Annotated in this window: 24 protein-coding genes; 8 read left to right on the top strand and 16 right to left on the bottom strand. The window is 68.0% G+C overall.

The window, feature by feature from the left end:
* Positions 1–169 precede the first annotated feature (169 nt).
* The 3 genes from dnaK (at position 170) to dapB (ending at position 4,187) form a co-directional block, all read left to right on the top strand.
* Entirely contained in the window at positions 170–2,068 is a 1,899-nt protein-coding gene (gene dnaK, locus GGQ93_RS09090; protein WP_183216528.1) for a molecular chaperone DnaK, read from the top strand.
* 173 nt (positions 2,069–2,241) lie between these two features.
* Positions 2,242–3,441: a molecular chaperone DnaJ gene (gene dnaJ / locus GGQ93_RS09085; protein ID WP_183216525.1), complete on the top strand. Its 1,200-nt coding sequence runs from the start codon at positions 2,242–2,244 to the stop codon at positions 3,439–3,441.
* A complete protein-coding gene (gene dapB, locus GGQ93_RS09080; RefSeq protein ID WP_183216523.1) occupies positions 3,438–4,187 on the top strand; it encodes a 4-hydroxy-tetrahydrodipicolinate reductase in 750 nt (249 codons plus the stop codon). The genes dnaJ and dapB overlap by 4 nt, the downstream gene beginning before the upstream one ends.
* A 31-nt stretch (positions 4,188–4,218) precedes the next feature.
* Here dapB and GGQ93_RS09075 read toward each other — a convergent pair whose 3' ends face one another.
* Complete coding sequence (locus GGQ93_RS09075; RefSeq protein ID WP_152949187.1) at positions 4,219–4,584, bottom strand: hypothetical protein; 366 nt, start codon at positions 4,582–4,584, stop codon at positions 4,219–4,221.
* A 134-nt stretch (positions 4,585–4,718) separates the two neighbouring features.
* Between GGQ93_RS09075 and GGQ93_RS09070 the strand changes: the two genes are divergently transcribed.
* Positions 4,719–5,657, top strand: coding sequence for a DMT family transporter (locus GGQ93_RS09070; RefSeq protein ID WP_183216521.1), 939 nt, complete (start codon positions 4,719–4,721; stop codon positions 5,655–5,657).
* Positions 5,658–5,867: 210 nt separating this feature from the next.
* Complete coding sequence (locus tag GGQ93_RS09065; RefSeq protein WP_183216519.1) at positions 5,868–6,911, top strand: aspartate-semialdehyde dehydrogenase; 1,044 nt, start codon at positions 5,868–5,870, stop codon at positions 6,909–6,911.
* A 16-nt stretch (positions 6,912–6,927) separates the two neighbouring features.
* On the opposite strand, the gene truA is transcribed toward GGQ93_RS09065, so the two are convergent.
* The 9 genes from truA to GGQ93_RS09020 form a co-directional block, all read right to left on the bottom strand.
* The gene (gene truA / locus GGQ93_RS09060; protein WP_183216517.1) at positions 6,928–7,671 is read right to left on the bottom strand and encodes a tRNA pseudouridine(38-40) synthase TruA; all 744 of its coding nucleotides are present in this window, start codon (positions 7,669–7,671) and stop codon (positions 6,928–6,930) included.
* Entirely contained in the window at positions 7,671–8,594 is a 924-nt protein-coding gene (fmt, locus tag GGQ93_RS09055) for a methionyl-tRNA formyltransferase (protein ID WP_183216515.1), read from the bottom strand. The genes truA and fmt overlap by 1 nt, the downstream gene beginning before the upstream one ends.
* 18 nt (positions 8,595–8,612) lie before the next feature.
* Positions 8,613–8,855: a hypothetical protein gene (locus GGQ93_RS09050; RefSeq protein WP_183216513.1), complete on the bottom strand. Its 243-nt coding sequence runs from the start codon at positions 8,853–8,855 to the stop codon at positions 8,613–8,615.
* Positions 8,855–9,433 carry a peptide deformylase gene (gene def / locus GGQ93_RS09045; protein ID WP_183216511.1) on the bottom strand — a complete coding sequence of 193 codons (579 nt, stop codon included), beginning with the start codon at positions 9,431–9,433 and terminating at the stop codon, positions 8,855–8,857. Before def ends, GGQ93_RS09050 begins: the two co-directional genes overlap by 1 nt.
* A gap of 44 nt (positions 9,434–9,477) precedes the next feature.
* Positions 9,478–9,879, bottom strand: a complete 402-nt coding sequence (locus tag GGQ93_RS09040) for an acyl-CoA thioesterase (protein ID WP_183216509.1) — start codon at positions 9,877–9,879, stop codon at positions 9,478–9,480.
* 147 nt (positions 9,880–10,026) lie between these two features.
* Entirely contained in the window at positions 10,027–10,659 is a 633-nt protein-coding gene (locus GGQ93_RS09035) for a hypothetical protein (RefSeq protein WP_183216507.1), read from the bottom strand.
* Positions 10,660–10,664: 5 nt separating this feature from the next.
* The gene (locus tag GGQ93_RS09030; RefSeq protein ID WP_183216505.1) at positions 10,665–11,837 is read right to left on the bottom strand and encodes a polysaccharide biosynthesis/export family protein; all 1,173 of its coding nucleotides are present in this window, start codon (positions 11,835–11,837) and stop codon (positions 10,665–10,667) included.
* A gap of 31 nt (positions 11,838–11,868) precedes the next feature.
* Positions 11,869–13,158 (bottom strand): glycosyltransferase family 4 protein, encoded by a 1,290-nt coding sequence (locus GGQ93_RS09025; RefSeq protein WP_224764298.1) that lies wholly within the window; start codon positions 13,156–13,158, stop codon positions 11,869–11,871.
* A 7-nt stretch (positions 13,159–13,165) separates the two neighbouring features.
* Positions 13,166–14,158, bottom strand: coding sequence for a KpsF/GutQ family sugar-phosphate isomerase (locus tag GGQ93_RS09020; protein WP_054764326.1), 993 nt, complete (start codon positions 14,156–14,158; stop codon positions 13,166–13,168).
* Between the two features lie 168 nt (positions 14,159–14,326).
* Between GGQ93_RS09020 and otsB the strand changes: the two genes are divergently transcribed.
* The 3 genes from otsB to GGQ93_RS09005 are packed head-to-tail and all read left to right on the top strand — an operon-like array spanning position 14,327 to position 18,329.
* Positions 14,327–15,085 (top strand): trehalose-phosphatase, encoded by a 759-nt coding sequence (gene otsB / locus GGQ93_RS09015; protein ID WP_224764297.1) that lies wholly within the window; start codon positions 14,327–14,329, stop codon positions 15,083–15,085.
* A gap of 4 nt (positions 15,086–15,089) precedes the next feature.
* A complete protein-coding gene (locus tag GGQ93_RS09010) occupies positions 15,090–16,874 on the top strand; it encodes a glycoside hydrolase family 15 protein (RefSeq protein ID WP_183216503.1) in 1,785 nt (594 codons plus the stop codon).
* Between the two features lie 42 nt (positions 16,875–16,916).
* Complete coding sequence (locus tag GGQ93_RS09005) at positions 16,917–18,329, top strand: alpha,alpha-trehalose-phosphate synthase (UDP-forming) (protein WP_183216502.1); 1,413 nt, start codon at positions 16,917–16,919, stop codon at positions 18,327–18,329.
* A 13-nt stretch (positions 18,330–18,342) separates the two neighbouring features.
* Here the strand turns inward: GGQ93_RS09005 and GGQ93_RS09000 are convergent, their stop codons facing one another.
* The 6 genes from GGQ93_RS09000 to GGQ93_RS08975 form a co-directional block, all read right to left on the bottom strand.
* Positions 18,343–19,323, bottom strand: coding sequence for an esterase-like activity of phytase family protein (locus tag GGQ93_RS09000; RefSeq protein ID WP_183216500.1), 981 nt, complete (start codon positions 19,321–19,323; stop codon positions 18,343–18,345).
* Positions 19,320–21,203 (bottom strand): cobaltochelatase subunit CobT, encoded by a 1,884-nt coding sequence (gene cobT / locus GGQ93_RS08995; protein WP_183216498.1) that lies wholly within the window; start codon positions 21,201–21,203, stop codon positions 19,320–19,322. Before cobT ends, GGQ93_RS09000 begins: the two co-directional genes overlap by 4 nt.
* A 41-nt stretch (positions 21,204–21,244) precedes the next feature.
* Positions 21,245–22,486, bottom strand: coding sequence for a DUF418 domain-containing protein (locus tag GGQ93_RS08990; protein ID WP_054764331.1), 1,242 nt, complete (start codon positions 22,484–22,486; stop codon positions 21,245–21,247).
* A gap of 50 nt (positions 22,487–22,536) precedes the next feature.
* On the bottom strand, positions 22,537–23,082 hold the full coding sequence (locus tag GGQ93_RS08985) for a phthalate transporter (RefSeq protein WP_183216496.1): 546 nt from the start codon (positions 23,080–23,082) through the stop codon (positions 22,537–22,539).
* Positions 23,079–23,960 (bottom strand): 3-hydroxybutyryl-CoA dehydrogenase, encoded by an 882-nt coding sequence (locus GGQ93_RS08980; RefSeq protein ID WP_183216494.1) that lies wholly within the window; start codon positions 23,958–23,960, stop codon positions 23,079–23,081. The genes GGQ93_RS08985 and GGQ93_RS08980 overlap by 4 nt, the downstream gene beginning before the upstream one ends.
* A 106-nt stretch (positions 23,961–24,066) precedes the next feature.
* Positions 24,067–24,372 carry a YggT family protein gene (locus GGQ93_RS08975; RefSeq protein ID WP_183216492.1) on the bottom strand — a complete coding sequence of 102 codons (306 nt, stop codon included), beginning with the start codon at positions 24,370–24,372 and terminating at the stop codon, positions 24,067–24,069.
* Positions 24,373–24,454 lie beyond the last annotated feature (82 nt).

Raw genomic sequence — 24,454 nt, 5'->3', positions numbered from 1 at the left:
CGCCCTTGCAGGCCTAGGGGACTTTCCCATATCGGGGCCAGCTTCGGAGAAACCCCGCGAAACCTGGGGCTATCCGGCACCATCACGCCAACCCACAGGGGGCGGTCACGCGCGGCGCTTCATCCAAGGCCGCCGCATCGCCCGCCGATACGGAGAGAACAGTACGCCCATGGCCAAGATTATCGGCATCGACCTCGGCACCACCAACTCCTGCGTGGCCGTCATGGACGGCAAGAACCCCAAGGTCATCGAGAACGCCGAAGGCGCCCGCACCACCCCCTCGGTGGTCGCCCTTCAGGACGGCGGCGAGACCCTGGTGGGTCAGCCGGCCAAGCGTCAGGCCGTCACCAACCCGGCCAACACCTTCTTCGCCATCAAGCGCCTGATCGGCCGCAACTTCGACGATCCCGTCGTGGCGAAGGACAAGGGCATGGTGCCCTATGAGATCGTCAAGGGTCCGAACGGCGACGCCTGGGTGCGTGCGCACGGCAAGGACTATTCGCCCCAGCAGATTTCGGCCTTCACCCTGACCAAGATGAAGGAGGCCGCCGAGGCCTATCTGGGCGAGAAGGTGACCCAGGCCGTCATCACCGTCCCGGCCTATTTCAACGACAGCCAGCGCCAGGCCACCAAGGACGCCGGCAAGATCGCCGGGCTGGAAGTCCTGCGCATCATCAACGAGCCGACTGCGGCCGCCCTGGCCTATGGCCTGGAGAAGAACGACGGTCAGAAGATCGCGGTCTATGACCTGGGCGGCGGCACCTTCGACGTCTCCATCCTGGAGATCGGCGACGGCGTCTTTGAGGTGAAGTCGACCAACGGCGACACCTTCCTGGGCGGCGAGGACTTTGACCTGCGCCTGGTCGACTATCTGGCCGACGAGTTCAAGAAGGAGCAGGGCGTCGACCTGCGCCAGGACAAGCTGGCCCTGCAGCGCCTGAAGGAAGAGGCCGAGAAGGCCAAGAAGGAACTGTCCTCGACCACCCAGTACGAGGTCAATCTGCCGTTCATCACCATGAACGCCTCGGGCCCGCTGCACCTGAACATCAAGCTGTCGCGCGCCAAGCTGGAGGCCCTGGTCGACGACCTGGTCGCCCGCACCATCGAGCCGTGCAAGAAGGCCCTGGCCGACGCCGGCCTGAAGGCGTCGGACATCGACGAGGTCGTCCTGGTCGGCGGCATGACCCGCATGCCCAAGGTCCAGGAGGCCGTGAAGGCCTTCTTCGGCAAGGAGCCGCACAAGGGGGTGAACCCCGACGAAGTCGTGGCCCTGGGCGCCGCGGTTCAGGCCGGGGTGCTGCAAGGCGACGTCAAGGACGTGCTGCTGCTGGACGTGACGCCCCTGACCCTGGGCATCGAGACCCTGGGCGGCGTCTTCACGCCCCTGATCGAGCGCAACACCACCATCCCGACCAAGAAGAGCCAGACCTTCTCGACCGCCGACGACAACCAGTCGGCCGTGACGATCCGGGTCTTCCAGGGCGAGCGGCCGATGGCGGCGGACAACAAGCTCTTGGGTCAGTTCGACCTGATGGGCATCCCCCCGGCGCCGCGCGGCATGCCGCAGATCGAGGTCGCCTTCGACATCGACGCCAACGGCATCGTCAACGTCTCGGCCAAGGACAAGGCGACCAACAAGGAACAGTCGATCCGCATCCAGGCCAACGGCGGCCTGTCGGACGCCGACATCGAGAAGATGGTCAAGGAAGCCGAGGCCAACGCCGCCGCCGACAAGGCCCGCAAGGACCTGGTCGAGGCCCAGAACGCCGCCGACAGCCTGATCCACTCGACCGAAAAGGCCCTGGCCGACCACGGCGACAAGGTCGAGGCCGACGTCAAGACCGCGATCGAGACGGCTCTGGCCGATCTGAAGACCGCCCGCGAGGGTACGGACGCCGAGGACATCCGCGCCAAGACCAACACCCTGGTCCAGGCCTCGATGAAGCTGGGCGAAGCCATGTACGCCGCCCAGCAGGGCGCGTCCGCCGATGGCCAGCCGGCTGACGACGGCGTGGTGGATGCGGAGTTCGAGGACGTCTCGGACACCGACGAGAAGAAGAGCGCCTGATCCGCAACAGGTCGCTGAAATGATACGGCCCCGCTTGTCTTGCGATAGGCGGGGTCTTTTCATGAAACTTGCATCAAGCGTTCCGGCCCCCATGTCAGCCGGGACACCGCCTTTTCCAGAGCCCGCAGAGGTTCGGGCCGGGCGGCAGGGGAAGTAATGAGGACTGACGCCCGATGGCGCGTGACTATTACGAAATTCTGGGCGTCGAGCGGACGATCGACGCCGCCGGCCTGAAATCGGCCTATCGCAAGCTGGCGATGATCCATCACCCGGACCGGAACGGCGGCTCGGAAGAGTCCATGGCCAAGTTCAAGGAGATTTCCGAGGCCTATACGGTTCTGTCCGACGACCAGAAGCGGGCGGCCTATGACCGGTTCGGCCACGCCGGGGTCAACGGCGGCGGGGGCGGCAATCCCTTCGGTCAGGGCCAGGGCTTCTCCGACCTGAACGACATCTTCTCCCAGGTCTTCGGCGACGCCTTCGGGGACGCCTTCGGCGGCCGCCAGGGCCGCGGCCAGCAGGGCGGACCGCGGCGCGGTTCGGACCTGCGCTACGACCTGGAGATTTCGCTGGAGCAGGCCTATCGCGGGGCCGAGGTCCAGATCGACGTCCCCGCCACCCTGACCTGCGAGACCTGCGAGGGCTCGGGGGCTAAGCCGGGCACCAAGCCCGTCACCTGCACCACCTGCAACGGCGCCGGCCGCGTGCGCCAGGCCAACGGCTTCTTCCAGGTCGAGCGGACCTGCCCCCGTTGCCACGGCGCGGGCCAGATGATCGCCGACCCCTGCACGACCTGCCACGGGCACGGCCAGGTGCGGAAGACCCGCACCCTGAACCTGAAGATCCCCGCCGGCGTCGACGACGGTTCGCGCATCCGCCTGACCGGCGAGGGCGACGCCGGCCAGCGCGGCGGCCCGCGCGGCGACCTCTACGTCTTCCTGTCGGTGACGCCGCACGACCTGTTCGAGCGCGACAACCTCGACTTGCTGGTCACCGTGCCCGTGCCGATGACGGTGGCGGCCCTGGGCGGCGAGATCGACGCCCCCTGCCTGGTCTCCGACGCCTGCGACGGCAAGTGCAAGGCCGCCGTCCAGGTGCCCGCCGGCGCCCAGACCGGCAAGACCGTGCGGATCAAGGGCAAGGGCATGCCCCATCTGAACGGCCGCGCGCGCGGCGATCTGGTCGTCGAACTGTTCGTCGAGACCCCGACCGACCTGACGCCGCGCCAGAAGGAATTGCTACAAGAGCTTGCCCTGTCCTTCGGCGAGGCGCAGAACCCCCGGAACTCCAGCTTCGCCGGCAAGGCGAAGCGTTTCTGGGCCGACATTCTGGGCAGCCAGGATGCGGACGGGTCGAAAGAGAACGCGGCTTGAGCGCCATCTTCCACGCCGGCATTTCCGGCTATCGCGGCCGGATGGGTCGAGCGGTGTCCCAGGTGCTGGACGCCCGCGAGGACGTGGTCGTCGCCGCCCGATTCGACTGGGGCGAGACCGCCGACATCTCCCTGTGCGACGTGATCATCGACTTCTCCACGCCCGACGCCTCGGTCGCCCTGGCCCAGTCTGCGGCCGCGCGCGGCGGTCCTAGTCTGGTGATCGGCTCGACCGGCTTCACTCCGGAACAGGAGGCCGAGCTGATGAAGGCCGCCGAGAAGATCGCCATCGTCAAGAGCGGCAACTTCTCCCTGGGCGTGAACATCCTGATCGGTCTGGTCCAGCATGCGGCCCAGCGTCTGGACGCCCAGGACTGGGACATCGAGATCACCGAGGCCCACCACCGCCGCAAGGTGGATTCTCCCTCCGGCACCGCCCTGATGCTGGGCGAGGCCGCCGCCGAGGGCCGCTTTACGGATCTGGCCGAGATCCGCTCCAAACCCTATGACGGCGTCCAGGGGGAGCGCGAGACCGGCAAGATCGGTTTCTCCTCGATCCGGGGCGGCGGAATCATCGGCGAACATACGGTGCTGTTCGCCTCTGAGGACGAGGTCCTGACCCTCAGCCATTCCGCGATCGACCGGTCGCTGTTCGCCAAGGGCGCGGTCGCCGCCGCCGCCTGGGTTCGCACCCGCCGACCCGGCCTTTACGACATGCAGGACGTGCTGGGCTTCCGTCAGGCTTGAAGCCGCGCCTGGCCCCCCGAGCCCGCTGAACTCAGTGCAGCACCCTGCGCCGCCCGAAGGCCGTGCCCGTCAGCAAGGTCTTGATGAAGAAGAAGACGGCGATGACGATGGCGTAGCCCAGGAACAGGGCCAGACCCGTCAACCAAAAGCCCGCCGTCAGGATGGCCGGCAGGGCGAAGTCGCCGCCGTTCAGGACGGGAAGGACGGCCACGACGATCAGATGAACCAGGGTCGCCCCCAAGGCCGTCGATCCCAAGGATCGCCAATCGACCATCATCAAAGCGGCGATCACGGCGATGATCAGACCCATGACCTGATTGACGCCGTCGAAACCGGCGCTGGCCAGGTTGAACAGGCCGTTGAGGAACTGACCGATCTGATCCAGCAGATTTTCCATAGAGCGCCTCCAACCCTGTCGATGTTGCAGCGAAGCTTGCCGATCCGCAGGCTTAACGCGGCCGGATGGAAATCGCTCCGCCGGGGTGGGCGGCGGCGACGCGAAGGCCTATGGGTTCGTGCGACAGGAGCGGCATGAGCAAGACGACCGGAAGCGAAGACATTGCGAGGGGCATCGCCCTTCGGATCGCCGCAGCGGGCGCCTTTTCCATCATGGCGGCGGTTCTGAAACTGGCCTCCCTGGACGGGGTCACCGCGCCGGAGATGCTGTTCTACCGCGCCTTCTTCGGCCTGCCGGTGGTGTTGATCTGGGTGCTGACCCAGCCGGGCGGACTGGCGGGCCTGGCCACGCGCCGCCCCATGGCGCATCTGGGCCGCAGCGCCCTGGGCGTCGCCTCCATTCTGTGCGTCTTCCAGACCCTGACGCTTCTGCCGCTGGCGGAGGCCACGACCATCAGCTTCACCGCCCCGATCTTCGCCACCATCCTGTCCTTCCTAGTTCTGAAGGAGGCGGTCGGCCCCCGGCGCTGGGCGGCGGTGGCGGTCGGCTTCATCGGCGTGCTGATCGTCACCCGCCCCCTGTCTCTGGTTTCCGGAGCGGGCTCAACCCCCTTGCCCTTGGCCGGCGTCGGCTTCGGCCTGGCCGCCGCCCTCCTGACGGCGGCGGTCACGATCACCCTGCGGCAGCTGCGCGACACCGAACATGTGGCGGCGATCGTCTTCTGGTTCTTCGTCTGCTCGTCCATCGTCGGCGCCCTGCTTCTGCCCTTCGTCGGCCGGATGCACGCCCTGACGACCTTCGCCCTCCTGGCCGGGTCGGGCGTGGCGGGCGGCGTCGCCCAGCTGTTGATGACCGCCTCCCTGCAAAAGGCGCCCGTCGCCGTCGTAGCCCCGTTCGACTATCTGCAGATCCTCGGCGCGGTCGCCTTCGGCGCTTGGCTGATGAAGACCACCCCGACCGCCGACACCTTGGCCGGCGCCGCCCTGATCGCCGCCAGCGGCCTCTATACGGCTTGGCGTGAACGGGTCCGCCGCCGCCAGGCCCTGTTGCAGACGACCGCCCCGCCCGTCTGAGGTTTACACATCGCAGTTTCGGCCCTAGAGAGCTTGGCCGTGACCGCCTCCATGACCAAAGCGATTACCCTGAAAACCACCGGCTTCGGCGGGGCGGTTTCGGGTGTGCGCGAGGTCTGAAGCGCCGAACCCCGATCCCAAGCCCCGCCGATGCGCGGGGCGGTCGATCCGGCTGAACCCCGCGCCTCCATCCTCCCAGGAGACGCCTGAATGTCCTTTTCCCTGTCCAACCCTCCCCACGTCGGCATCGTCGGCGCAACCGGCCTCGTCGGCGAGATGATGCGCGGCCTGCTGGCCGAGCGGAACTTCCCCCTGGCCTCGCTTCGCCTGTTCGCCTCGGCCCGGTCGGCGGGCAAGACCATCCGCTTCGGCGAGACCGACGTTGTGGTCGAGGATGCGGCGACGGCGGACTACGCCGGCTTGGACATCGTCTTCTTCTCGGCCGGCGGGGATACCTCCAAGGCTCTGGCGCCCAAGGTGGCGGCCGCTGGGGCGGTGGTGATCGACAACTCCTCCGCCTGGCGCAGCGACCCGCAAGTGCCGCTGGTGGTCGCCGAGGTGAACCCCCACGCCCTGGCGAACCTGCCCAAGGGGATCATCGCCAACCCCAACTGCACCACCATGGCCGCCATGCCGGTGCTGAAGCCTCTGCACGACGCGGCGGGGCTGAAGCGTCTGACGGTCTCGACCTATCAGGCCGTCTCGGGCGGCGGGATCGAGGGCATCCGCGTGCTGGAGGACCAGTCGCGGGCGGCCGTGGGACAGGGCGCGGCCCTGGCCCGCGACGGCGGGTCCGTGGACTTCGGCGCGCCGGAAAAGTGGGTCGTGCCGATCGCCGCGAACGTGGTGGCTCTGAACTACAAGCTGGGCGAGGACGGCTATACCGACGAGGAGCTGAAGCTGCGCGACGAGAGCCGCAAGATCCTGGAGATCCCCGGCCTGCCGGTCTCGGGCACCTGCGTCCGGGTGCCGGTCTTCACCGGCCACTCCCTGTCGATCAACGCCGAGTTCGAGCGCGCGATGTCGGTCGAGACGGCGCTGGACTTGCTGGCCCAGGCGCCGGGCGTGGTGGTCACGGCCGTGCCGAACCCGCTGGAGGCCGCAGGCCAGGACCCAGTCTTCGTCGGTCGGGTGCGTCCCGACCCGACGGTCGAGCACGGCCTGGCTCTGTTCGTCTCGAACGACAATCTGAGGAAGGGCGCGGCCTTGAACGCGGTGCAGATCGCCGAGGTCCTGGTCCAGCAGCGCGGCTGACCGGTCTAGGCGGGGTTCAGTCGTAGCGCACGCCGCTGAGATAGAGCCCCGCCGAGGGGGCGACGGGGCCGCACCGGGCACGGTCCCTCGCCTCCAGCGCCGCCTTGACGTCACGGGCGGTCCAGCGGCCCAGCCCCACCTCCACCAGGGTTCCGGCCATGGACCGGACTTGGCGGTGCAGGAAGCTGCGGGCCTGGAAGACCAGATGCACCTCCTCGCCGAACCGGCTGACGCGGGCCACGTCCAGGGTCTTGACCGGCGACTTGGACTGGCAGCCCACGTCGCGGAAGGTGGTGAAGTCGTGCAGGCCGACCAGGACCTGGGCCGCATGGTGCATGGCCTCGGCGTCCAGGCTCTTCTTGACGTGCCAGACGCGGTCGCGCTCCAAAACGGGTTGAGGCCGGCGGTTCAGGATCCGGTACAGATAGCCCCGGCCGGTCGCGGAGAACCGCGCGTGCCAGTCGGGATCGGGCGCGTATTCGGCCGACAGGACGCAGACATCCTGTTTGATCAGATGGGCGTTGACGGCGTTCAGCACCGTATCGACCGGCCAGTCCCGCTCCAGATCGGCGTGGATCACCTGGGCCGTGGCGTGAACGCCGGTGTCGGTGCGGCCGGCGGCGGCGATCCGCACCCGCTCGCCGGAGAAGGCCAGTATGGCGGCCTCGACCGCGCCCTGGACCGTCGGCTGGTCCTCCTGGGCCTGGAAGCCGTTATAGGCCGTGCCGTCGTATTCCAGGGTCAGCTTGTAGCGCGGCATCAGCCGAGCACGGTCCCGGCCGGCAGGGCAAAGCCGCGCAGCATCTCATCGGTCGATTGCGCCGCCTTGCCCTCGCGTTGAACCCGGATCAGGCGCACGGCGCCTGTCCCGCAGGCCACGGTCAGGGCGTCGTCCAGCACGGTTCCGGGCGCGCCCGATCCGTCCGCCAGGGCCGACAGCAGGGCCTTGATCCGAACCGGGCCGGCTTCCGAGGGGGCCTCGAACCAGGCGCCGGGGAAGGGCGACAGGCCGCGGATATGGGCGTCGACCTCGGCCGCCGGACGGGCCCAGTCGATCCGGGCCTCGGCGGGGGTGATCTTCCGGGCGTAGGTGGGTTCGCCGACCTGTTCGGTCGGCGTCACCCCTCCCCGATCGATGGCGGCCAGGGCTCGGGGCCACAGGGCGGCGCCGACATGGGCCATGCGCTCGGACAGGCTGGCGGCCGTGTCGTCGGGCCGGATGTCCATGATTTCGCTGAGCAGGATCGGCCCTTCGTCCAGGCCCAGGCTCATCTGCATGATCTGGACCCCGGTCTCGGCATCGCCGGCCATGATGGCCCTCTGGATCGGCGCGGCCCCGCGCCAGCGGGGCAGCAGCGAGCCGTGCAGGTTCAGGCAGCCCAGTCGGGGCGCGGCCAGCACCTGGGCGTTCAGGATCTGGCCGTAGGCGACGACGCAGGCGGCGTCGAGGTCCAGGCTCTGGAAGTCGGCGACGGCCTCGGGCGACTTCATGCTCTCGGGCGTGAAGACCGGCAGGCCCATGGTTTCGGCGAAGGCGTGAACCGGCGACGGCGTCAGCTTCTGGCCCCGGCCCTTCGGGCGCGGCGGCTGCGAATAGACGGCGACGATCTCGTGGCCCGAGGCGAGAAGCTCGGCCAGGGACGGCACGGCGAAATCGGGAGTTCCCATGAAGGCAAGGCGCATGGGCACGCCTTTAGAGGTTTACTGCCAGCGGGTGAAGACGCCGCCGCCCTCGTCCCATTCGCCGCCCGCGTCCAGAGCGTCGTCGAAATCGAGCAGCCGGTCCAGCAGCAGGCCCGCCACCACGCCCAGCAGGGCCACGCCCGCCAGGGTCGCAACCCCGGCGACGCCGATCTTCTGGCTGCGGGTCAGGCGACGGCGCCCTTGGGTGTCGATCACCAGGGACTGGCCGCGGCGGATGGGGCGGGGGCTGCGCTTCGTCATCAGGCGGCGATCCTGTCTCGGGCGGCCTTCTTGACCTTGGTCACGGCGCGTTCCCGCTTCAGCCGCGACAGGTGGTCGATGAAGAGCACGCCGTTAAGATGGTCCATCTCGTGCTGGATGCAGACGGCGTAGAGGCCCGAAGCCTCTTCCTCCACCGACTGACCCTCACGGTTCAGATAGCGAATGCGAACGCGGGCCGGCCGTTCCACCTTGTCGAAATACTCGGGAATGGACAGGCAGCCCTCTTCGTAGGTGTAGAGCTCGTCCGAGGCCCACAGGATTTCCGGATTGGCGAAGAAGCGCGGGTTGCGGCGCGCCTCGGCGGCCTCCGGCGTGTCTTCCTCTTCCGTTTCGCAGACGGTTCCGTCGCGATCGCCCAGGTCCATGACGATGACCCGGTCCAGGGCGCCGACCTGAACGGCGGCCAGGCCGATGCCCGGCGCCGCGTACATGGTCTCCAGCATGTCGTCCATCAGGGCGCGCACGGCGTCGTCGACGCCCGCGACGGGCTTGGAGACCTGTTTCAGGATCGCCAGGTCGGCGGCGTTGTCGATGGTGAGGATACGTCGGATGGCCATGGTCGGGACGTAGGCGCGCCCCGGCGCGAGGTCAAGATTTCCGCCTATTCCTTGCCCGGCAGGGGGCGCGGCTTGCGGTACTGGTCGATGGCCACATAGGTGAAGACGCCTTGGGTCACGCGCACGGACGTGGCCAGCGGCTGACCGCGCGACCGCTTCCAGGCCTCGACATGGATGCGGATCGAGGTGCGGCCCGTGCCGACGACCTTGGCGTAGATGCTGACCTCGTCGCCGACGGAGACGGGCTGGTGAAACACCATGCCGTCCAGGGCCACGGTGGCGCAGCGTCCCTGGGCCAGTTCAAAGGCAGGAGTCGCGCCGGCCACGTCCATCTGGGCCAGCAACCAGCCGCCGAAGATGTCGCCTTCGGGGTTGGTGTCGGCCGGCATGGCGATGATGCGGCCTACGGGCGGGGTGTCGGGCGGGGACTCAGGGGCGTCGGACATGGGGAAACTCTGACGTTCGGGGAGGGCCCGTTCTTAGATCAACTTTGCGTCAAACAAAACCAACCGGGCAATTTCCCACCCATCCCCGTCTGGGCGGCGAACGAGCATTCAGCGCCGCGTGGGCCAGACTCTTCGTCCCAAGCCATGTTAAGCCGTGTTGGACGGCTTGGCGCGGCGGGCGCGCGGAGTCTTGGCCGAAGACTTGCCTGAAGTCTTTCCTGCAGGCTGGCGCGCCTTGGCCGCAGGGGCGGCCGGAACCTCGGCTTGAGTGGCGGCCCGTCTGGCGTCTCGCAGCGCCCGCCAGGCCCCGCCGAGCTCCATGGCGACCAGCAGATGATCTTCAGTCAGAACACCCCTCCGTGCGAGGCGCAGATCGGCGATCTCGTTCAGCAACCGGGACGCCGCGCGCAGGTCGGGACGATCGGATCGCGCGCCCAGGTCCTGAAGCCGGGCGAAGCGCCAACCCGTCTCCGGCGGATGCTCCAAGGCCAGGGCGAACCGCGCCTCGGGCGTCAGATCCGCAGAGAGAAAGTCCCAAACCGTCTGGTTCGGCGCCCGACGATAATGGCCGGGGCGGGTCGGGAGGCCGGCGCGGGCATAGACCTCCAGGGCGCCCGCCTCGATCTCGTCCAGCGCCTGATCCAGAGGCGAGGGAGCCTCCGAGGGGATTTCCGCAGGACGGACGAAGGGGTCTGCGGCGCCGGCCGGATCGACAATATCAGTCGCGACTGCGGCGGCGCGCCCCGTCAGCCGGGACAGAAGGGCGAGCCACGCCTGCACGGGCGTCAGTCGACGTTGATCGCGCTGGTCACCGACACGTCATAGACGACGCGGGTCACGCTCTGAACGAACTCGAAGAATTTGCGCGCCTCTGCGGCGCCGGCCAGGGGCACATAGATCACGTCCTCGGGCATGATCTCCAGATTGGTGGCGGCGAAGACATTGGCGGCGTTGTTGAAGTCCAGCTGATAGACCACCGGCACCCCCTTGGGCGTGGCCGGCTGGTTGATCCCCAGAGCCTGGGCCACCTCCGGTCGCTCGAAGCGGAAAACCATAACGCGCCGGGCGTTGGCGGTGGCGGTGTTCAGCCCTCCGACCTTGGACATGGCGCCCGTCAGGGTCATGGGTCCGGCGGGCATGTCGACCTGCGTGACGGCGTTCAGAGCGCCGAAGGTGGAGAACCGACGCGGCTTGTACTGGACGTTGATCACATCGCCCCTTTGCAGGCGCACGTTCTCGCTGAACTCGGTCGTCACGGCCGACAGGGGGGCGGTGTAGGTCTGCCCGCCGCGCTGGATGCTGATCGTCAGATCGTCGGTCGGGCGGGCGGATCCGCCGGCGGCGGCGATGACGTCCAGAATCCGGTCGCTGTTGACGCCCAGCGGCGCGCGCCCCGGCTGACGAACGTCGCCCAGGACGTTGACGGTGTTGGAGGCGTTGCCGGCGATCCCCACCAGAACCTGGGGATTGGCGACCTTGCCGACCAGGGCGCGGCGGATCGCGGCCGCCGCCTGGGTCGAGGTCAGGCCCACGACGCGGACCGGACCGGCGAAGGGCACGGAAACAGAACCGCTGCGATCGACCGTCACCCCCGGAAGGGCCTGGGAACCGCCGGACAGGTTGGGAACCGTGCGCGCCGAAGCCGATGTCCCACCCAGGCTGCCGCCGAACAGGGCGCCTGAAGGATCATAGATCGAGATCGCCAGCGTATCGCCCTCGCCGATCACATCGACCGGCTGGTCGCTGGAGGCGGCGGCCAGGGTGCCGAAAAACTGAGGCGGCACGGCCTTCATCCGCTCCGTGACCTCATAGGTCAGCGGCACCAGGGCGTAGCTGCCCAGGGCCTGGGCTGTAGAGGCCCCAGCGTCGATGGAAGCGCCCGAGGGCCCGTCGCGCGGCAGGGTGGAGCACCCGCTCAGGATGGCGACGATGGCAAGCGGCAGGATGGTGCGAGTCATGGAAACGGATCGGCCCTTGTTCGCGCGTTGATTACCCGCCTTTCGCACCGCCCGCCAGAGGCGAGGCCGCCGCCAGGCCGACCGCCCGAGCGACGATGTCGAAATGGGCTTCCCACGACGGCGCAGCGCGACCTTCCGAGGCGGCGGGCGGAGACGTCATGGTCGCCCGCTCGATCGCCGCCAGCCAGCCCAGCCCGTCCAGGGGATCGATCAACTCGGCTTGGGGCGTCAGTTCCCTGTGCGGCGGAATGTCGGAGGCGATCAGGGGGCGGCCCATGGCCACCGCCTCGACCGCAGGCAGGTCGAACCCCTCGACCGACGAGGGCGCCAGCACCGCCCGCGCGCCCCGCATCAGGCGCGCCAGCACCTCGTCGGACAGGTTGGCCGCCTGGTGAACGATCCCCCGCAGATTGGGCGAGCGCTGCAGATGATCCAGCACCGCCTCATTCTCCCAGCCGTAGCGCCCGACCAAGACCAGGGAGGGGGTGCGTTCGCCCAGCCGTTCCTCCAGCCGCCGCCACAAGGTCAGCAACAGGGCCAGGTTCTTTCGCGCCTCTATGGTGCCCACATGGACGAAATAAGGACGGCTGGTCGCCACCGCATCGCCGGCGACGAAGGCCGGTTCCAGGCCCAGGTGCGCCACATGGACCGGCGGCTGCGGCAAACCTTCTCGCGCCGCAAAGGCCCGCAACTCGTCGCGGGTATAGGCCGAGTTGACGATCACCCGACTGGCGTGACGCAGGGCGTGGGTCACTCGGGCGTGGTGTTTGGCGCCGTCGCCCGGCCGACAGAACTCCGGATGGGTGATGGGGATCAGATCATGGATCAGAACGACCCGTTCCACACCCGCCGCTTCCAGATCCCTCAGAGCGTCGGCCTGATGCAGGGTCGTATGGCCCACGTTCAGATAGAGGTCGGCGGCCGGCAGGGGCGCGACGTGACGGGATTTGAAGAACTGTTTCAACACCCGTCCCTTGTCCGCCGGCTTCTCACGCTCCGGCGGGGGCGGGGGACTGATGACAGACTCTGCGGGTCGGGCGGGGGCGGCCAGAGCCTCGAGCAACAAGGCTTCATGCGCCACGTCGGCGGGGGCGACGCCCGCCCCGCTCCAACGCGCGCGCAGATCGACCACGAAGTCCCGGAACCACTCGGGCTGGACGGCGACCAGGCGGTTCTTGCGCCCGCGAACCGGCAGGGTGACGACGTCGGGCCGTGACAGCAGCCATTCGGCATAGGCCAGACAGACACGATCGACGCCGGTGGGGGCGGAACGTTCGGCCCGGCTCATCAGCCGGCTGGCGTCATAGAGGATACGCATCATCAGCGGCTCAGGCGACGTAGCCGGCCTGCATCAGTTCCGCGATATGGACGATGGCGGTCGGCCGCCCCTCCTCCACCACAAACAGATTGGAAATCTTGTTCGCGGTCAGCAGGTCGACGACGTCGCTCATCCGCGCGTCCGGATCGACCGTGATCGGATTGGCCCCCATGATGTCGGCGGCGGTCAGGCCGGTGATGTCGCGCTGGAAGGCGCGACGCAGGTCGCCGTCGGTGACGATCCCCGCCAAGGCGCCGTCCGCCTTCAAGACGGCGACCGCCCCCTTTCGGCCTTCCGTAATGGCTGAGACCACTTCGCTGAAGCTGGCGTTCAGCGGCACGCTGGCCGGGGCCGCGGCGTTGTCGCCCATCCATTCCCGCACGCTTTGCAGGCTCATGCCCAAGGCGCCGCCGGGGTGGTGCAGACCGAAATCCAGGGCGCTGAACCCGCGCCGGTCCATCAGCACCATGGCCAGGGCGTCGCCCAGGGCCAGGGTCATCAGGGTCGAGGTGGTCGGCGCCAGGCCGTTCGGACAGGCCTCAGCCACCTTGGGCATGGTCAGGCAGACCGCGGCGTTGCGTCCCAGGAAACTGGTCGGACGCTGGGTGATGGCGATGACCGGAATGCCGTTGCGCTGGCAGAAGATCAGCGGATCGCGCAGTTCGCGGCTCTCGCCCGAGTTGGAGATGGCCAGGACCGTCACATCCGGTCGCAGCATGCCCAGGTCGCCGTGGCTCATCTCCGCCGGATGGACGAAGAAGGCGTTGGTGCCGGTGGACGCCAGGGTGGCGGCGATCTTGCCGCCGATGTGGCCGGACTTGCCGATGCCGGTGACGACCACATAGCCGGGGCGGCTCATGATCACATCCACCGCCCGCGCGATCGAGACGTCGATCATCCGCTCCAGCGCTTCCAGCGCCTCGATGTTCAACCGCATGACCTCGCGGGCGCGCCCCGTCATGGCGGCGATGTCTTCGGGCGAGGAATGGGCGATCTCGGTCATGTTTGGTCAGGCCCGCGGCCGGGCTCTCCTTGTTTCAACGCACGGCCGCAGACAGTCCCCTCGGCGGCGCGCACCGCCTCTTTCAGACGACTTTGTCGCTTTCGGGTCAACCTTTGCCGCTTTGGCGCGTTATGGGGGCCTGGGGAAGCCGTAAAGAGTCAGATACCTATGCCGTCTCACGCCGGAGCCGCCGATCTGTTGTTGCCCCGACCGCCGGTCGCCGCCCAGGGAATCGCCCTGTTCCTCGACCTGGACGGCGTCCTTGCGCCCATGGCGCCGACGCCGGACGAGGTCGGTCCCGTGGCGCGCCGCACGGCCGTGCTGAAGGCGGTGCAGCATCGCCTCGACGGCCGGGTGGCCGTGGTCAGCGGCCGCACCATAAGAGAGATCGACCGGATCACCGACCGGGCCCTAGAGTCCGCCTCGGGCGTTCATGGACTGGAGCGTCGCCTGAAAGGCGGCCCGGTCCAGAGGACGACGGCCGACGCCGCTGTCGCCAAGGCTTTGGACGCCTTTCACGCCTTCGCCGCTGACCGGCAGGGGGTGATCGTCGAGGACAAGGGAGTCTCTGCGGGCCTGCATTATCGACTGGCGCCCGACCAGGGCGCGGCGGCGCAGCGACTGGCCCGGCAGCTGCAGGCCGAGACAGGCCTGGCGCTGCAGCCTGGCCATATGGTGCTGGAGTTGAAGACGCCGGGCGCCGACAAGGGCACAGCCGTCGCCGCCTTCATGCAGGAGGGGCCGTTCAAGGGGGCGACCCCCGTCATGCTCGGCGACGACCTGACCGACGAACATGGTTTCGAAGCCGCCGCCGCCCTGGGCGGCTATGGCGTGCTCGTCGGGCCTGAGCGCGAAACCGCGGCCCGCTATCGCCTGGACGATGTGGACGACGTCCTGACCTGGCTGGAAGCGGTGGCGGGGGCCTGAATCGATGACGCCCAATCTCGATCTCTTCCCCATCGGCAATTGCGCGATCAGCGCCCTGATCGACCGTCAGGGCCGGTTCGTCTGGGCCTGCGCCCCGCGCGTCGACGGCGACCCCGTCTTTTCGGCCCTGATGAACGGAGAAGCGCCCGAGCACGGCTATTGGTCCGTCGAGCTGGAGGGGCTGAAACACGTCAGCCAGGCCTATGTCCGCAATACGCCGGTGCTCAAGACCGTTCTGACGGCCGAAGACGGGGCCGCGGTGGAGATCATCGACTTCGCCCCGCGCCATCCGAAACATTCGCGAACCTATCGCCCCCTCGCCTTCGGGCGGATCATTCGACCGCTGCACGGCACGCCGCGTATCCGCGTCCGGCTGCGCCCCTCGTCCGACTGGGGCGCGCGGCGGGCGCCCCACACCTCGGGCTCCAATCACATCCGGTTCCGATGCCCGGACGTCACCTTCCGTCTGACGACCGACTGTCCCGTCTCTCACGTTCTGGAGGAGCGGATCTTTCGGCTGGAACGGCCGCACGCCTTCTTCTTCGGCCCGGACGAGGGCTATGATCAGGATGTGGGACCGGGGGTTCAGGCCGCGCTGGACCGCACGGTGGCCTATTGGCAGGACTGGGTCCGCAAACTCTATCTGCCGCTGGACTATCAGGAGGCCGTCATCCGCGCGGCCATCACCCTGAAGCTCTGCGCCTATGAGGAGACGGGCGCCATCGTCGCGGCCATGACCACCTCCGTGCCCGAATTCAAAGAGAGCGGGCGCAACTGGGACTATCGCTACTGCTGGATCCGCGACGCCTATTATACGGTGCGGGCGCTGAACCGGCTGGGGGCGGTCGACATTCTCGAGAACTACTTGGGCTATCTGCGCAATCTGGTTGACGCCTCGGCCGGCGGCCATGTCCAGCCGGTCTATGGGGTGGGGCTGGAGCCGGGCATCGGCGAGAGCATCGTCGATACGGTCGAGGGCTATCGCGGCATGAAGCCGGTGCGGATCGGCAATCAGGCCCATGAGCACCTGCAGCACGACGTCTATGGCCAGATCGTCCTGCCCCTGGTCCAGGCCTTCTATGACCAACGCCTGCTGCGTCCCGGAACGATCGAGGATTTCCACGCTCTGGAGAAGGTCGGCGAGCGGGCCTTCGCCATGCACGACCAGACCGACGCAGGGCTTTGGGAGTTCCGCACCATCGCGCGGGTTCACACCTATTCCTCCGTCATGTGCTGGGCGGCCTGCGACCGTCTGGCCAAGGCGGCGGATCATCTGGGCCTGCAGGCTCGCGCCGACGTCTGGCGTCAGCGGGCGGCGGCCATCCGAGAGCGGATCGAGGCGGAGACCTTCCTGACGGACGAGGGGCGTTTCGCCGCCAGTTTCGGCGGACGCGAACTGGACGCCTCCCTGCTGCAACTGACGGATCTGGGCTTTCTGGACGCGCATGATCCGCGCCAGGTGGCCACCTTCGATGCAATCGAGCGGGATCTGAAAAAAGGACCCTTCCTGTTCCGCTATGTCGAGCCGGACGACTTCGGCGAGCCGGAGACCGCGTTCAACTTCTGCACCTTCTGGTTCATCGAGGCCCTGCATCAGAACGGCCGGGTGGAGGAGGCGCGCGCCATATTCGAAGAGATGCTGGCCCGTCGCACCCAGGCCGGCCTGTTGAGCGAAGACATTTCCGTCGAGGACGGGGAGCTGTGGGGCAACTACCCCCAGACCTACTCCCTGGTCGGGATCATCAATTGCGCCGTGATGTTGAGCCGATCCTGGACCGACGTGCGTTGATCTTTCTGGTCCCGGGGCTGGGATCGCTGCCGAAGTGAAGTCATGAGCCGTCTCATCGTCGTATCCAACCGGGTTTCGGCCCCGACCGATCCCGCTGCGGGCTCCGCCGGCGGCCTGGCCATGGCCCTGTCTGCGGCCCTGCGAAAATACGACGGCCTCTGGTTCGGCTGGTCTGGAGAGACGATCGACAGCTTCACCGGCGAGATGAAGGTGGAGGACCGCGCCGGCGTGACCGTCGGACTGGTCGATCTGGAGCCCCAGGACGTCGAGGAATATTACAACGGCTACGCCAACAAGACCCTGTGGCCGCTGTTCCACCACCGGATCGACCTGGCCCAGTACGAACGCTCCTACGGCGAGGGTTATGAGCGGGTGAACCGCCGCTTCGCCGAGGTTCTGGCGCCGGTGATCAAGCCGGACGACGTCATCTGGATCCACGACTACCATATGATCCCCATGGCGCGGGACTTGCGTCGTCTGGGCGTCCGCAACCGGATCGGCTTCTTCCTGCACACCCCCTGGCCGACGCGCCAGCTGCTGGTGACCCTGCCGCATCACCGGCGGCTGGTGGAGTCCATGTTCGACTTCGATCTGATCGGCTTCCATACGCGCGAATGGTGCGACCTCTTCACCGACTATGTGGTCAGCGAGGCCCAGGGCGAGCTGTTCGGTCATGGCGGGCTGGAGTGTTTCGGCCGCCGGGTTCAGACCGGCGTCTTCCCCATCGGCATCGATGTGGACGGCTTCCTGGCGGCGAAGAACTCGACCCTCGGGACCCGGACCTATGATCGGATGGCGGCCTCGGCGGCCTTTCGCGCCATGATCGTCGGCGTGGACCGGCTCGACTATTCCAAGGGGCTGGAGGAGCGGCTGCTGGGCTATGAGCAGTTCCTGCAGGACAATCCGTCGATGCGCGGCGAGGTCTTCCTGCTCCAGGTCACGCCGATCTCGCGGGACGATGTGGATTCCTATCAGGACATGCGGGCGCGGCTGGACGCCCTGGCCGGGCGGGTCAACGGGGCCTTCGCCGACATGGATTGGCAGCCGATCCGCTATCTGAACCGCACCTACCGCCGCGACCAGCTGGCGGGGATCTATCGCGCCGCCAGGGTTGGGCTGGTGACGCCGCTGCGCGACGGGATGAACCTGGTCGCCAAGGAATATGTCGCCGCCCAGAACCCCGACGATCCCGGCGTCCTGATCCTGTCCCGGTTCGCGGGGGCGGCGGAACAGATGCGTGAGGCGCTTCTGGTCAATCCCTACAGCCGCGAGGAGCTCTCGGACGCCATCCAGAAGGCCCTGACAATGCCCCTGGCCGAGCGGGTGCGGCGGTGGGAGGCCCTGATGCAGGTGGTGCGCGACACCGACGTGGGCATCTGGCGCGACGCCTTCGTCAAGGCCCTGCTGGCGGTCGAGACCGAGCCGGAAAAAACCCAATGGGCGGGCGCGGCCTGATCCAGGGCCCGGTCTAGCGAATGTCGAAGGCCAGCAGCAGGGTGCGCTGGGCCGGATTGGCGTTGTCGTCCGACAGCAGATAGAGCCGGGTCGCCTGGCCGCGCCGCTCGGCCGCGACGCCTTCGAAATTGTCTGTCGTGCCGGGCAGCTTCAGTTCGATCAGGACAGGTCCCAAAGACCCATCTGCCGCCATGGGCCGCACCCGGCCCCGCATGTCGATCGGCGGCGTATAGCGGCGCTCCACCACGAACCAGCCTTCGCCGGACGGATCGCGATCCAGACCGGTGAAGCGATAGTCGGAATCGCGGGGCGCCTCGGCCGGCGGCGAGACGACGGTGCGACAGCCGTTCATCGTGCAGTCCCAGACGCCGCCGCCTTCGCCGACCGCGCGCCAGCCGTCTGTCTGAGCGTGCGAAGCGGCTAGGCCCTCCATGCCTTCATTGTCCGCAAAGGCGACGGCGGGCGACGGAACCGGTCGGGGGGCGCGCACGGCCGACAGCGGGCCGTAATTCCAAATTCGATGGCGACGTTCGAAGCTGACGAGCAGGTCGCCTGATTGCGTCAGGGCCAGACCCTCGGCGTCTCCGTCGCGCTTGTCGCTGATCGGCGTCCCGTCCTCCAGGGCCAGCCGGTGAGACGCCAGACCATCGACGCCGACGAGCCGCCCCTGGGCGTTGAGCCGCAGACGGCCGCGAACCAGGTCCCCCGCGTCGGATACGGCGACAAAGCCGCCGCCTCCGCTCAGTTTAAGATCGGAAAGCCCATGCAGCGGCGATCCCAGGCCGGCGACGATCTCGATCCCGCCCGCGAAACGCACGCCGGGCGCCAGGACGGCCCCGGGCAGGCCCAGACCGACCGGCTTCAACTCGGCGGCGGCGAAGGACCAGCCGTCTTCGTCTGAAAGGGACGGTTGTGGCGGGCCCAGAGTCGCGGCGCAGGCCGTCAGCGCCAGGGCCGCCCAGGCCGCCGCGAGACGCGGTAGACGACGTCTCATGCGGCGATCTTCTGACGCGGCCGGCGAGCGAGCGTCGCCGCGGCGTCCGCCTCGAACAGTTCGGCCAGTTTTTCGGTCATGGCGCCGGCCAGCTGTTCCACGTCGACGATGGTCAGGGCCTTGCGGTACCAGCGGGTCACGTCATGGCCGATGCCGATGGCCAAAAGCTCGACGGGCGATCGGTCCTCGATCTCGGCGATGACCTGGCGCAGGTGCTTGTCCAGGTAAAGGGCGGCGTTGGCCGACTGGGTCGAATCATCGACAGGCGAGCCGTCGGAAATGACCATCAGGATGCGGCGCTGCTCGGTGCGGGCCAGCAGGCGATTGTGCGCCCATTGCAGGGCCTCGCCGTCGATGTTCTCCTTCAGCAGGCCCTCGCGCATCATCAGGCCCAGATTCTTCTTGGCCCGGCGCCAGGGCGCGTCGGCGGCCTTGTAGATGATGTGGCGCAGGTCGTTCAGCCGGCCGGGATTGGCGGGCTTGCCCGCGCTGATCCAGGCCTCGCGGCTCTGTCCGCCCTTCCAGGCGCGGGTGGTGAAGCCCAGGATCTCGACCTTGACGCCGCAACGCTCCAGCGTGCGGGCCAGAATATCGGCGCAGACCGCCGCCACCATGATCGGCCGCCCGCGCATCGAACCCGAATTGTCGAGCAGCAGGGTCACGACCGTGTCGCGGAACGGGCTCTCGCTCTCGGCCTTGAAGGACAGGGGGGCGGTCGGGTCGGTGACGATCCGGGTCAACCGGGCCGTGTCCAGCATCCCCTCTTCCAGATCGAAGGTCCAGGCGCGGTTCTGCTGGGCCAGCAGCCGCCGTTGCAGCTTATTGGCCAGGCGCGAGACGACGCTGGCCAGCAGGGTGAGCTGTTGATCCAGCAGATTGCGCAGCCGCTCCAGCTCCATCGGATCGCACAGGTCGGCGGCGTTCACCACCTCGTCATAGGCGGTGGTGAAGACGCGGTAGAAGTCGACCGCCCGGCCGTCGTCGGCGGTCTGCTGGCGATTGGGCTGCTGGCCCTCGTTCAGCTCCGGCCCGTCCTCGGCGCCGTCGCCCTCCGGATCGGCGGGCGCGCCCTCAGGGCGGCTCTCGCGCTCCTGCTCCGACGATTGATCGTCGGCGTCGCCCTCCATGGACTGGGAGCCCTCGCCGCCCTCCTCTTCCTCGTCCTCGTCCGGCTGATCGTCGGCGTCGGGCTCCTGGGGATCCGGCTCCTGATCGCCCGGGTCGTCCGAGGCGTCCTCGCCCTGGCCGTCGCCGGGATCCAGGTTCAGGGCGCGCAGCACTTCGCGCATCTTTTCGGCGAACAGAGCCTGGTCGCCGGCGGTCGCGGTCAGGGCGTCCAGCTGATCGCCCGCCTTGGCCTCTATGCCGGCTCGAACCAGATCCAGCAGGGATTTGGTTCCTTCGGGCGAAGGCCGGCCCGTCAGCCGTTCACGCACCAGGAGAGCCACGGCCTCCGAAACCGGCGCCCGTTCGGGCTCGAGGATGCGAAGCGCCCCGGTCTTCTCCAGCCGCGTCACCAGGGCGGCGTCCAGATTGTCCCTGACCCCCGCCAGGAATTCGGAGCCCACGGCCTCGACCCGCGCCTGTTCAACCGCGTCGAAAACCTCGGCCGCCTGGGTGTCGGCGGGGCGCATACGGGCGTCGATCCCCGCGTCATGATTGGCCAAACGCAGGGCCAGGCGGTCGGCCTGGCCTCGCAGGGACGCGCTCTCGTTACCGGAGGGGTCGCGTGGGGGATGCGGCAGAGTCAGTATCCCGCCAGCCAGCTTGGGTCCGTCCGACCCGAACACCACCTCCAGCTCAGGCTGCTCGGCCAGGGCGCGGGCGGCGTGGCTGAGCGCGCGTTTGAAGGTTTCGGCGGGAGTGTCCGGGGCGGCCATGCTCCTCAGTTAATCTTTTCACGCCGCTGATAAAAGCGCGATCAGGCGGCTTTTCGGATCGGCACGCGCCGCCCATAGGTCAGGCAGCGCCACACCCATTCCAGCGGCCCCATTCTGAACCGCGCCAGCCACAGCGGAGACCAGATCAGCTGGACCGCCCAAACGGCCGCCACCAAGCCCCACATGCCGACATAGTCCACCTGACCGAACAGACGCGGCCCCCAAGGCATGTAAAAGAGGGTGGTCATGATCAGCGTCTGGCTCAGATAGTTGGTGAGGGCCATCTGCCCCACCGGCCGAAGCGGGGCGACCAGCCAGGCCGGTCCGCGCGTGGTCACGAGCACGATCAGGCTGACATAGGCCAGGGTCACCAGGATCGGGAAGGCCGCGACCGCCTCCGCCAGCCCTTGCGTCGGATGGGCGTCGGGCGCGGCCATGATTTCGGTCCAATGGGTCGTCGCCACAAGGGCCAGGACCGCGCTCCCGACCGCCAGGACGAAGAGATAGAGCCAGGTCGGCGCCCGGCCGCTGAGGAAACCCGCCTTGAACAGACCCATGCCGGTCATCATCAGGGCGACGGTCGAAAAGACGAACATGGCCAGGCTGGCGCCCTGGAGGAAGAACCAGGCGGTCAGGTTCTGGCCCATGGCCCCGGCCCAGCCGCTGCGATAGGCGGCGATGGCGGCGGCGACGGCCTCCTGGCTGTTCTGCGGCTGGCCCTGTTTCATCGCCTCGACCACTTCTGCGGGCCCGGCGACCATCAGCCAGCTCAACCCCGCCTGCATCGCCCCCAGCGCCAGGGTGACGCCCAGCCCGACCCCGATCAGAACAGGGGCGGAGAAGGACCGCATCAGCATGACGAACAGGCCGGACCAGGCGTAGAGCAGAAGGACGTCGCCGTACCAGAAGGCCAGGCCGTGGATCAGGGCGATCACAGCCAGCCAGAACAGGCGCCGGCGCAGCAGCCGCCCCCGCGCCGCATCGCTTCGTTCACCGCCCACCAGAAAGATCGAAGCGCCAAACAACATGGCGAAGAGGGTGATGAACTTCTGGTGGAAGAAGACGTCCATCGCCCAACGGGCCACGGCGTTGGCGCCCGTCACAGGAAAGGGGCTGAGGTCCGCATCGCCATAGACCATGAAGGGCAGGCCGAAGGAGACGACGTTCACCGCCAATATGCCCAGGACCGCCAGCCCCCGCATCACGTCCAGAGAAGCGATACGGGCCGGCGCCTCGACCGGCGCCAATCCGGTCGGTTCCGTCGTCTGGTTCACCGTCGACATTCACAGCCTCCCCCAAAGCGTTTCAGCGCTTGAGCGGCGCTCGGATAATCTTAGCGACGCCGCCCGACCTCGATCGTCGGGCGCGCCTCAAAGGCGATGAAGGCCACGCAAAGACCCGCCCACAGAGCGTAGCTGACCCCGACGATCATGGCGATGGGCAGGCCGCCCACGCCGAAGATCAGGAGGGTCGTCTCGGTCGCGCCGAGACCCTGCATCAGGTCGCCCGCCTCCAGCCAGCCCAGGACCACCATCACCAGGCTGACGACCACCTGGACCAGGGCCGCAGTCAGGCCGCCGAACAGCATGAAACGCCAGACCACGCCCAGGCGCGACCCGGGCCGACCCTCGCGACGGCGTTCCTGATTGATCCGCCAAAGGCCCGCAGGAACGGCCGCCAGACCGATCAGCAGCACCAGAATCCGCCAGTCGATGTCACGCCCCATCCCGATCGCGTTGGGCGGCCACAAGGGCAGGGTCAGAATCAGCGGGGGCCAGGCGGCGCCGGCCAGAGAGGCCAGGATCGGATAGAGCGGCGCCGGCCGCGACTGGATGGTCGCCTGGCCCGGCAGGTCGGCATAGGTCTCGAACCGGCTCATCGCGTCGGCGCCGGCGTCTCGCCGGAATAGTCATAGAAGCCGCGCCCGCTCTTGCGGCCCAGCCAGCCGGCCTCGACATATTTCACCAGCAGCGGACAGGGGCGGTATTTGCTGTCGGCGAGCCCGTCGTACAGGACGTTCATGATGGCCAGGACCACGTCCAGTCCCATGAAGTCCGCCAGCTCCAGCGGCCCCATCGGATGGTTGGCGCCCAGGCGCAGCGCCTTGTCGATGGAGGCGACGTTGCCGACCCCTTCATACAGGGCGAAGATCGCCTCATTCATCATCGGCACCAGGATCCGGTTGACGATGAAGGCCGGGAAATCCTCGGCGTCGGTCGTGGTCTTGCCCAGGCTCTCGGCGAAATCGACGGCCGCCGCATGGGTCTCGGCCGAGGTGGCGATGCCGCGCACGATCTCGACCAGTCGCATGACCGGCGCCGGCTTCATGAAGTGAAGGCCGATGAACCGGTCGGGTCGATCCGAGGCCGAGGCCAGTCGGGTGATCGAAATGGAGGAGGTGTTGGAGGCCAAAAGGGTCTGGGGGCCCAGATGGGGGGCGACCTCGGCGTAAAGGGCCTTCTTGACCGCCTCGTCCTCCAGCGCCGCCTCGATGACCAGGTCCGCGTCGGACACGGCGTCGGCCATGACCGTCGTGACGGCGATCCGGGCCAGGGCGGCGTCGGCCTCGGCCTGGGTCACCAGATTGCGGCCGACGTGGCGCGACAGGCTGGCGGCGATCTCGCCCTGAGCCAGCGGCAACCGCGCGGGCGCCACGTCGTAGAGTCGGACCGAATAGCCGCCCAGGGCCACCGCATGGGCGATGCCTGCGCCCATCTGTCCGGCGCCCAGGACGGCGACTGTGGTGATCGTGCTCATGAACCGTGGTCAATAATGGTCGGGGCCGGCACCTTTAGGAAGCTGGCGGCCGGGCGCAAGGGCGGAATCGCCGTCTCGCGTCGGAATCTCCGACCGCCGTGGCGCCTCAGCCCAGCATGCCGACCAGGACGGGGGCCGCCGAGGCGTTGAACAGGATGCGGACGAACTGAAGCAGCAGCAGGACGACGATGGGCGAAATGTCGATCCCGCCCAGCGGCGGAATGATCCGACGGAAGGGTTCCAGAATGGGGGCGGTGATCCGGTCCAGGAAGTCGGCGATCTGGCTGACGAACCGGTTGCGATGGTTGATCACGTCGAAGGCGAACAGCCAGCTCAAGATCGCCTGGATGATGATGAACCAGACCATCAGGCCGATGACGGTGTTCACAAGCCAGACCAGGGCGGTGCCCATATGTATTCTCCTGCAAGGCGCGAACCTCGGCTTCTAGCCGTCCCCCGCCCATCCGACAATCTTCTGCGGTCGCCTGCGCGGA

The sequence above is a fragment of the Brevundimonas aurantiaca genome (assembly GCF_014199955.1).
Classification (GTDB): domain Bacteria; phylum Pseudomonadota; class Alphaproteobacteria; order Caulobacterales; family Caulobacteraceae; genus Brevundimonas; species Brevundimonas aurantiaca.
Note: the sequence above shows the minus strand (reverse complement) of the source record. Positions and strands in the feature narration are given on the sequence as shown.

Bases quoted from the DNA above. Each gene is read 5' to 3' on its own strand.
- GGQ93_RS09025 (WP_224764298.1), bottom strand. From the start codon at position 13,158: ATGATGCGTATCCTCTATGACGCCAGCCGGCTGATGAGCCGGGCCGAA.
- GGQ93_RS09040 (WP_183216509.1), bottom strand. From the start codon at position 9,879: ATGTCCGACGCCCCTGAGTCCCCGCCCGACACCCCGCCCGTAGGCCGC.
- GGQ93_RS09050 (WP_183216513.1), bottom strand. From the start codon at position 8,855: ATGACGAAGCGCAGCCCCCGCCCCATCCGCCGCGGCCAGTCCCTGGTG.
- GGQ93_RS09010 (WP_183216503.1), top strand. From the start codon at position 15,090: ATGACGCCCAATCTCGATCTCTTCCCCATCGGCAATTGCGCGATCAGC.
- dnaJ (WP_183216525.1), top strand. From the start codon at position 2,242: ATGGCGCGTGACTATTACGAAATTCTGGGCGTCGAGCGGACGATCGAC.
- fmt (WP_183216515.1), bottom strand. From the start codon at position 8,594: ATGCGCCTTGCCTTCATGGGAACTCCCGATTTCGCCGTGCCGTCCCTG.
- GGQ93_RS09075 (WP_152949187.1), bottom strand. From the start codon at position 4,584: ATGGAAAATCTGCTGGATCAGATCGGTCAGTTCCTCAACGGCCTGTTC.
- GGQ93_RS09030 (WP_183216505.1), bottom strand. From the start codon at position 11,837: ATGACTCGCACCATCCTGCCGCTTGCCATCGTCGCCATCCTGAGCGGG.
- GGQ93_RS08985 (WP_183216496.1), bottom strand. From the start codon at position 23,082: ATGAGCCGGTTCGAGACCTATGCCGACCTGCCGGGCCAGGCGACCATC.
- dnaK (WP_183216528.1), top strand. From the start codon at position 170: ATGGCCAAGATTATCGGCATCGACCTCGGCACCACCAACTCCTGCGTG.
- GGQ93_RS09065 (WP_183216519.1), top strand. From the start codon at position 5,868: ATGTCCTTTTCCCTGTCCAACCCTCCCCACGTCGGCATCGTCGGCGCA.
- otsB (WP_224764297.1), top strand. From the start codon at position 14,327: ATGCCGTCTCACGCCGGAGCCGCCGATCTGTTGTTGCCCCGACCGCCG.
- GGQ93_RS09000 (WP_183216500.1), bottom strand. From the start codon at position 19,323: ATGAGACGTCGTCTACCGCGTCTCGCGGCGGCCTGGGCGGCCCTGGCG.
- GGQ93_RS08980 (WP_183216494.1), bottom strand. From the start codon at position 23,960: ATGAGCACGATCACCACAGTCGCCGTCCTGGGCGCCGGACAGATGGGC.
- GGQ93_RS09005 (WP_183216502.1), top strand. From the start codon at position 16,917: ATGAGCCGTCTCATCGTCGTATCCAACCGGGTTTCGGCCCCGACCGAT.
- GGQ93_RS08990 (WP_054764331.1), bottom strand. From the start codon at position 22,486: ATGTCGACGGTGAACCAGACGACGGAACCGACCGGATTGGCGCCGGTC.
- GGQ93_RS08975 (WP_183216492.1), bottom strand. From the start codon at position 24,372: ATGGGCACCGCCCTGGTCTGGCTTGTGAACACCGTCATCGGCCTGATG.
- cobT (WP_183216498.1), bottom strand. From the start codon at position 21,203: ATGGCCGCCCCGGACACTCCCGCCGAAACCTTCAAACGCGCGCTCAGC.
- def (WP_183216511.1), bottom strand. From the start codon at position 9,433: ATGGCCATCCGACGTATCCTCACCATCGACAACGCCGCCGACCTGGCG.
- GGQ93_RS09070 (WP_183216521.1), top strand. From the start codon at position 4,719: ATGAGCAAGACGACCGGAAGCGAAGACATTGCGAGGGGCATCGCCCTT.
- GGQ93_RS09020 (WP_054764326.1), bottom strand. From the start codon at position 14,158: ATGACCGAGATCGCCCATTCCTCGCCCGAAGACATCGCCGCCATGACG.
- truA (WP_183216517.1), bottom strand. From the start codon at position 7,671: ATGCCGCGCTACAAGCTGACCCTGGAATACGACGGCACGGCCTATAAC.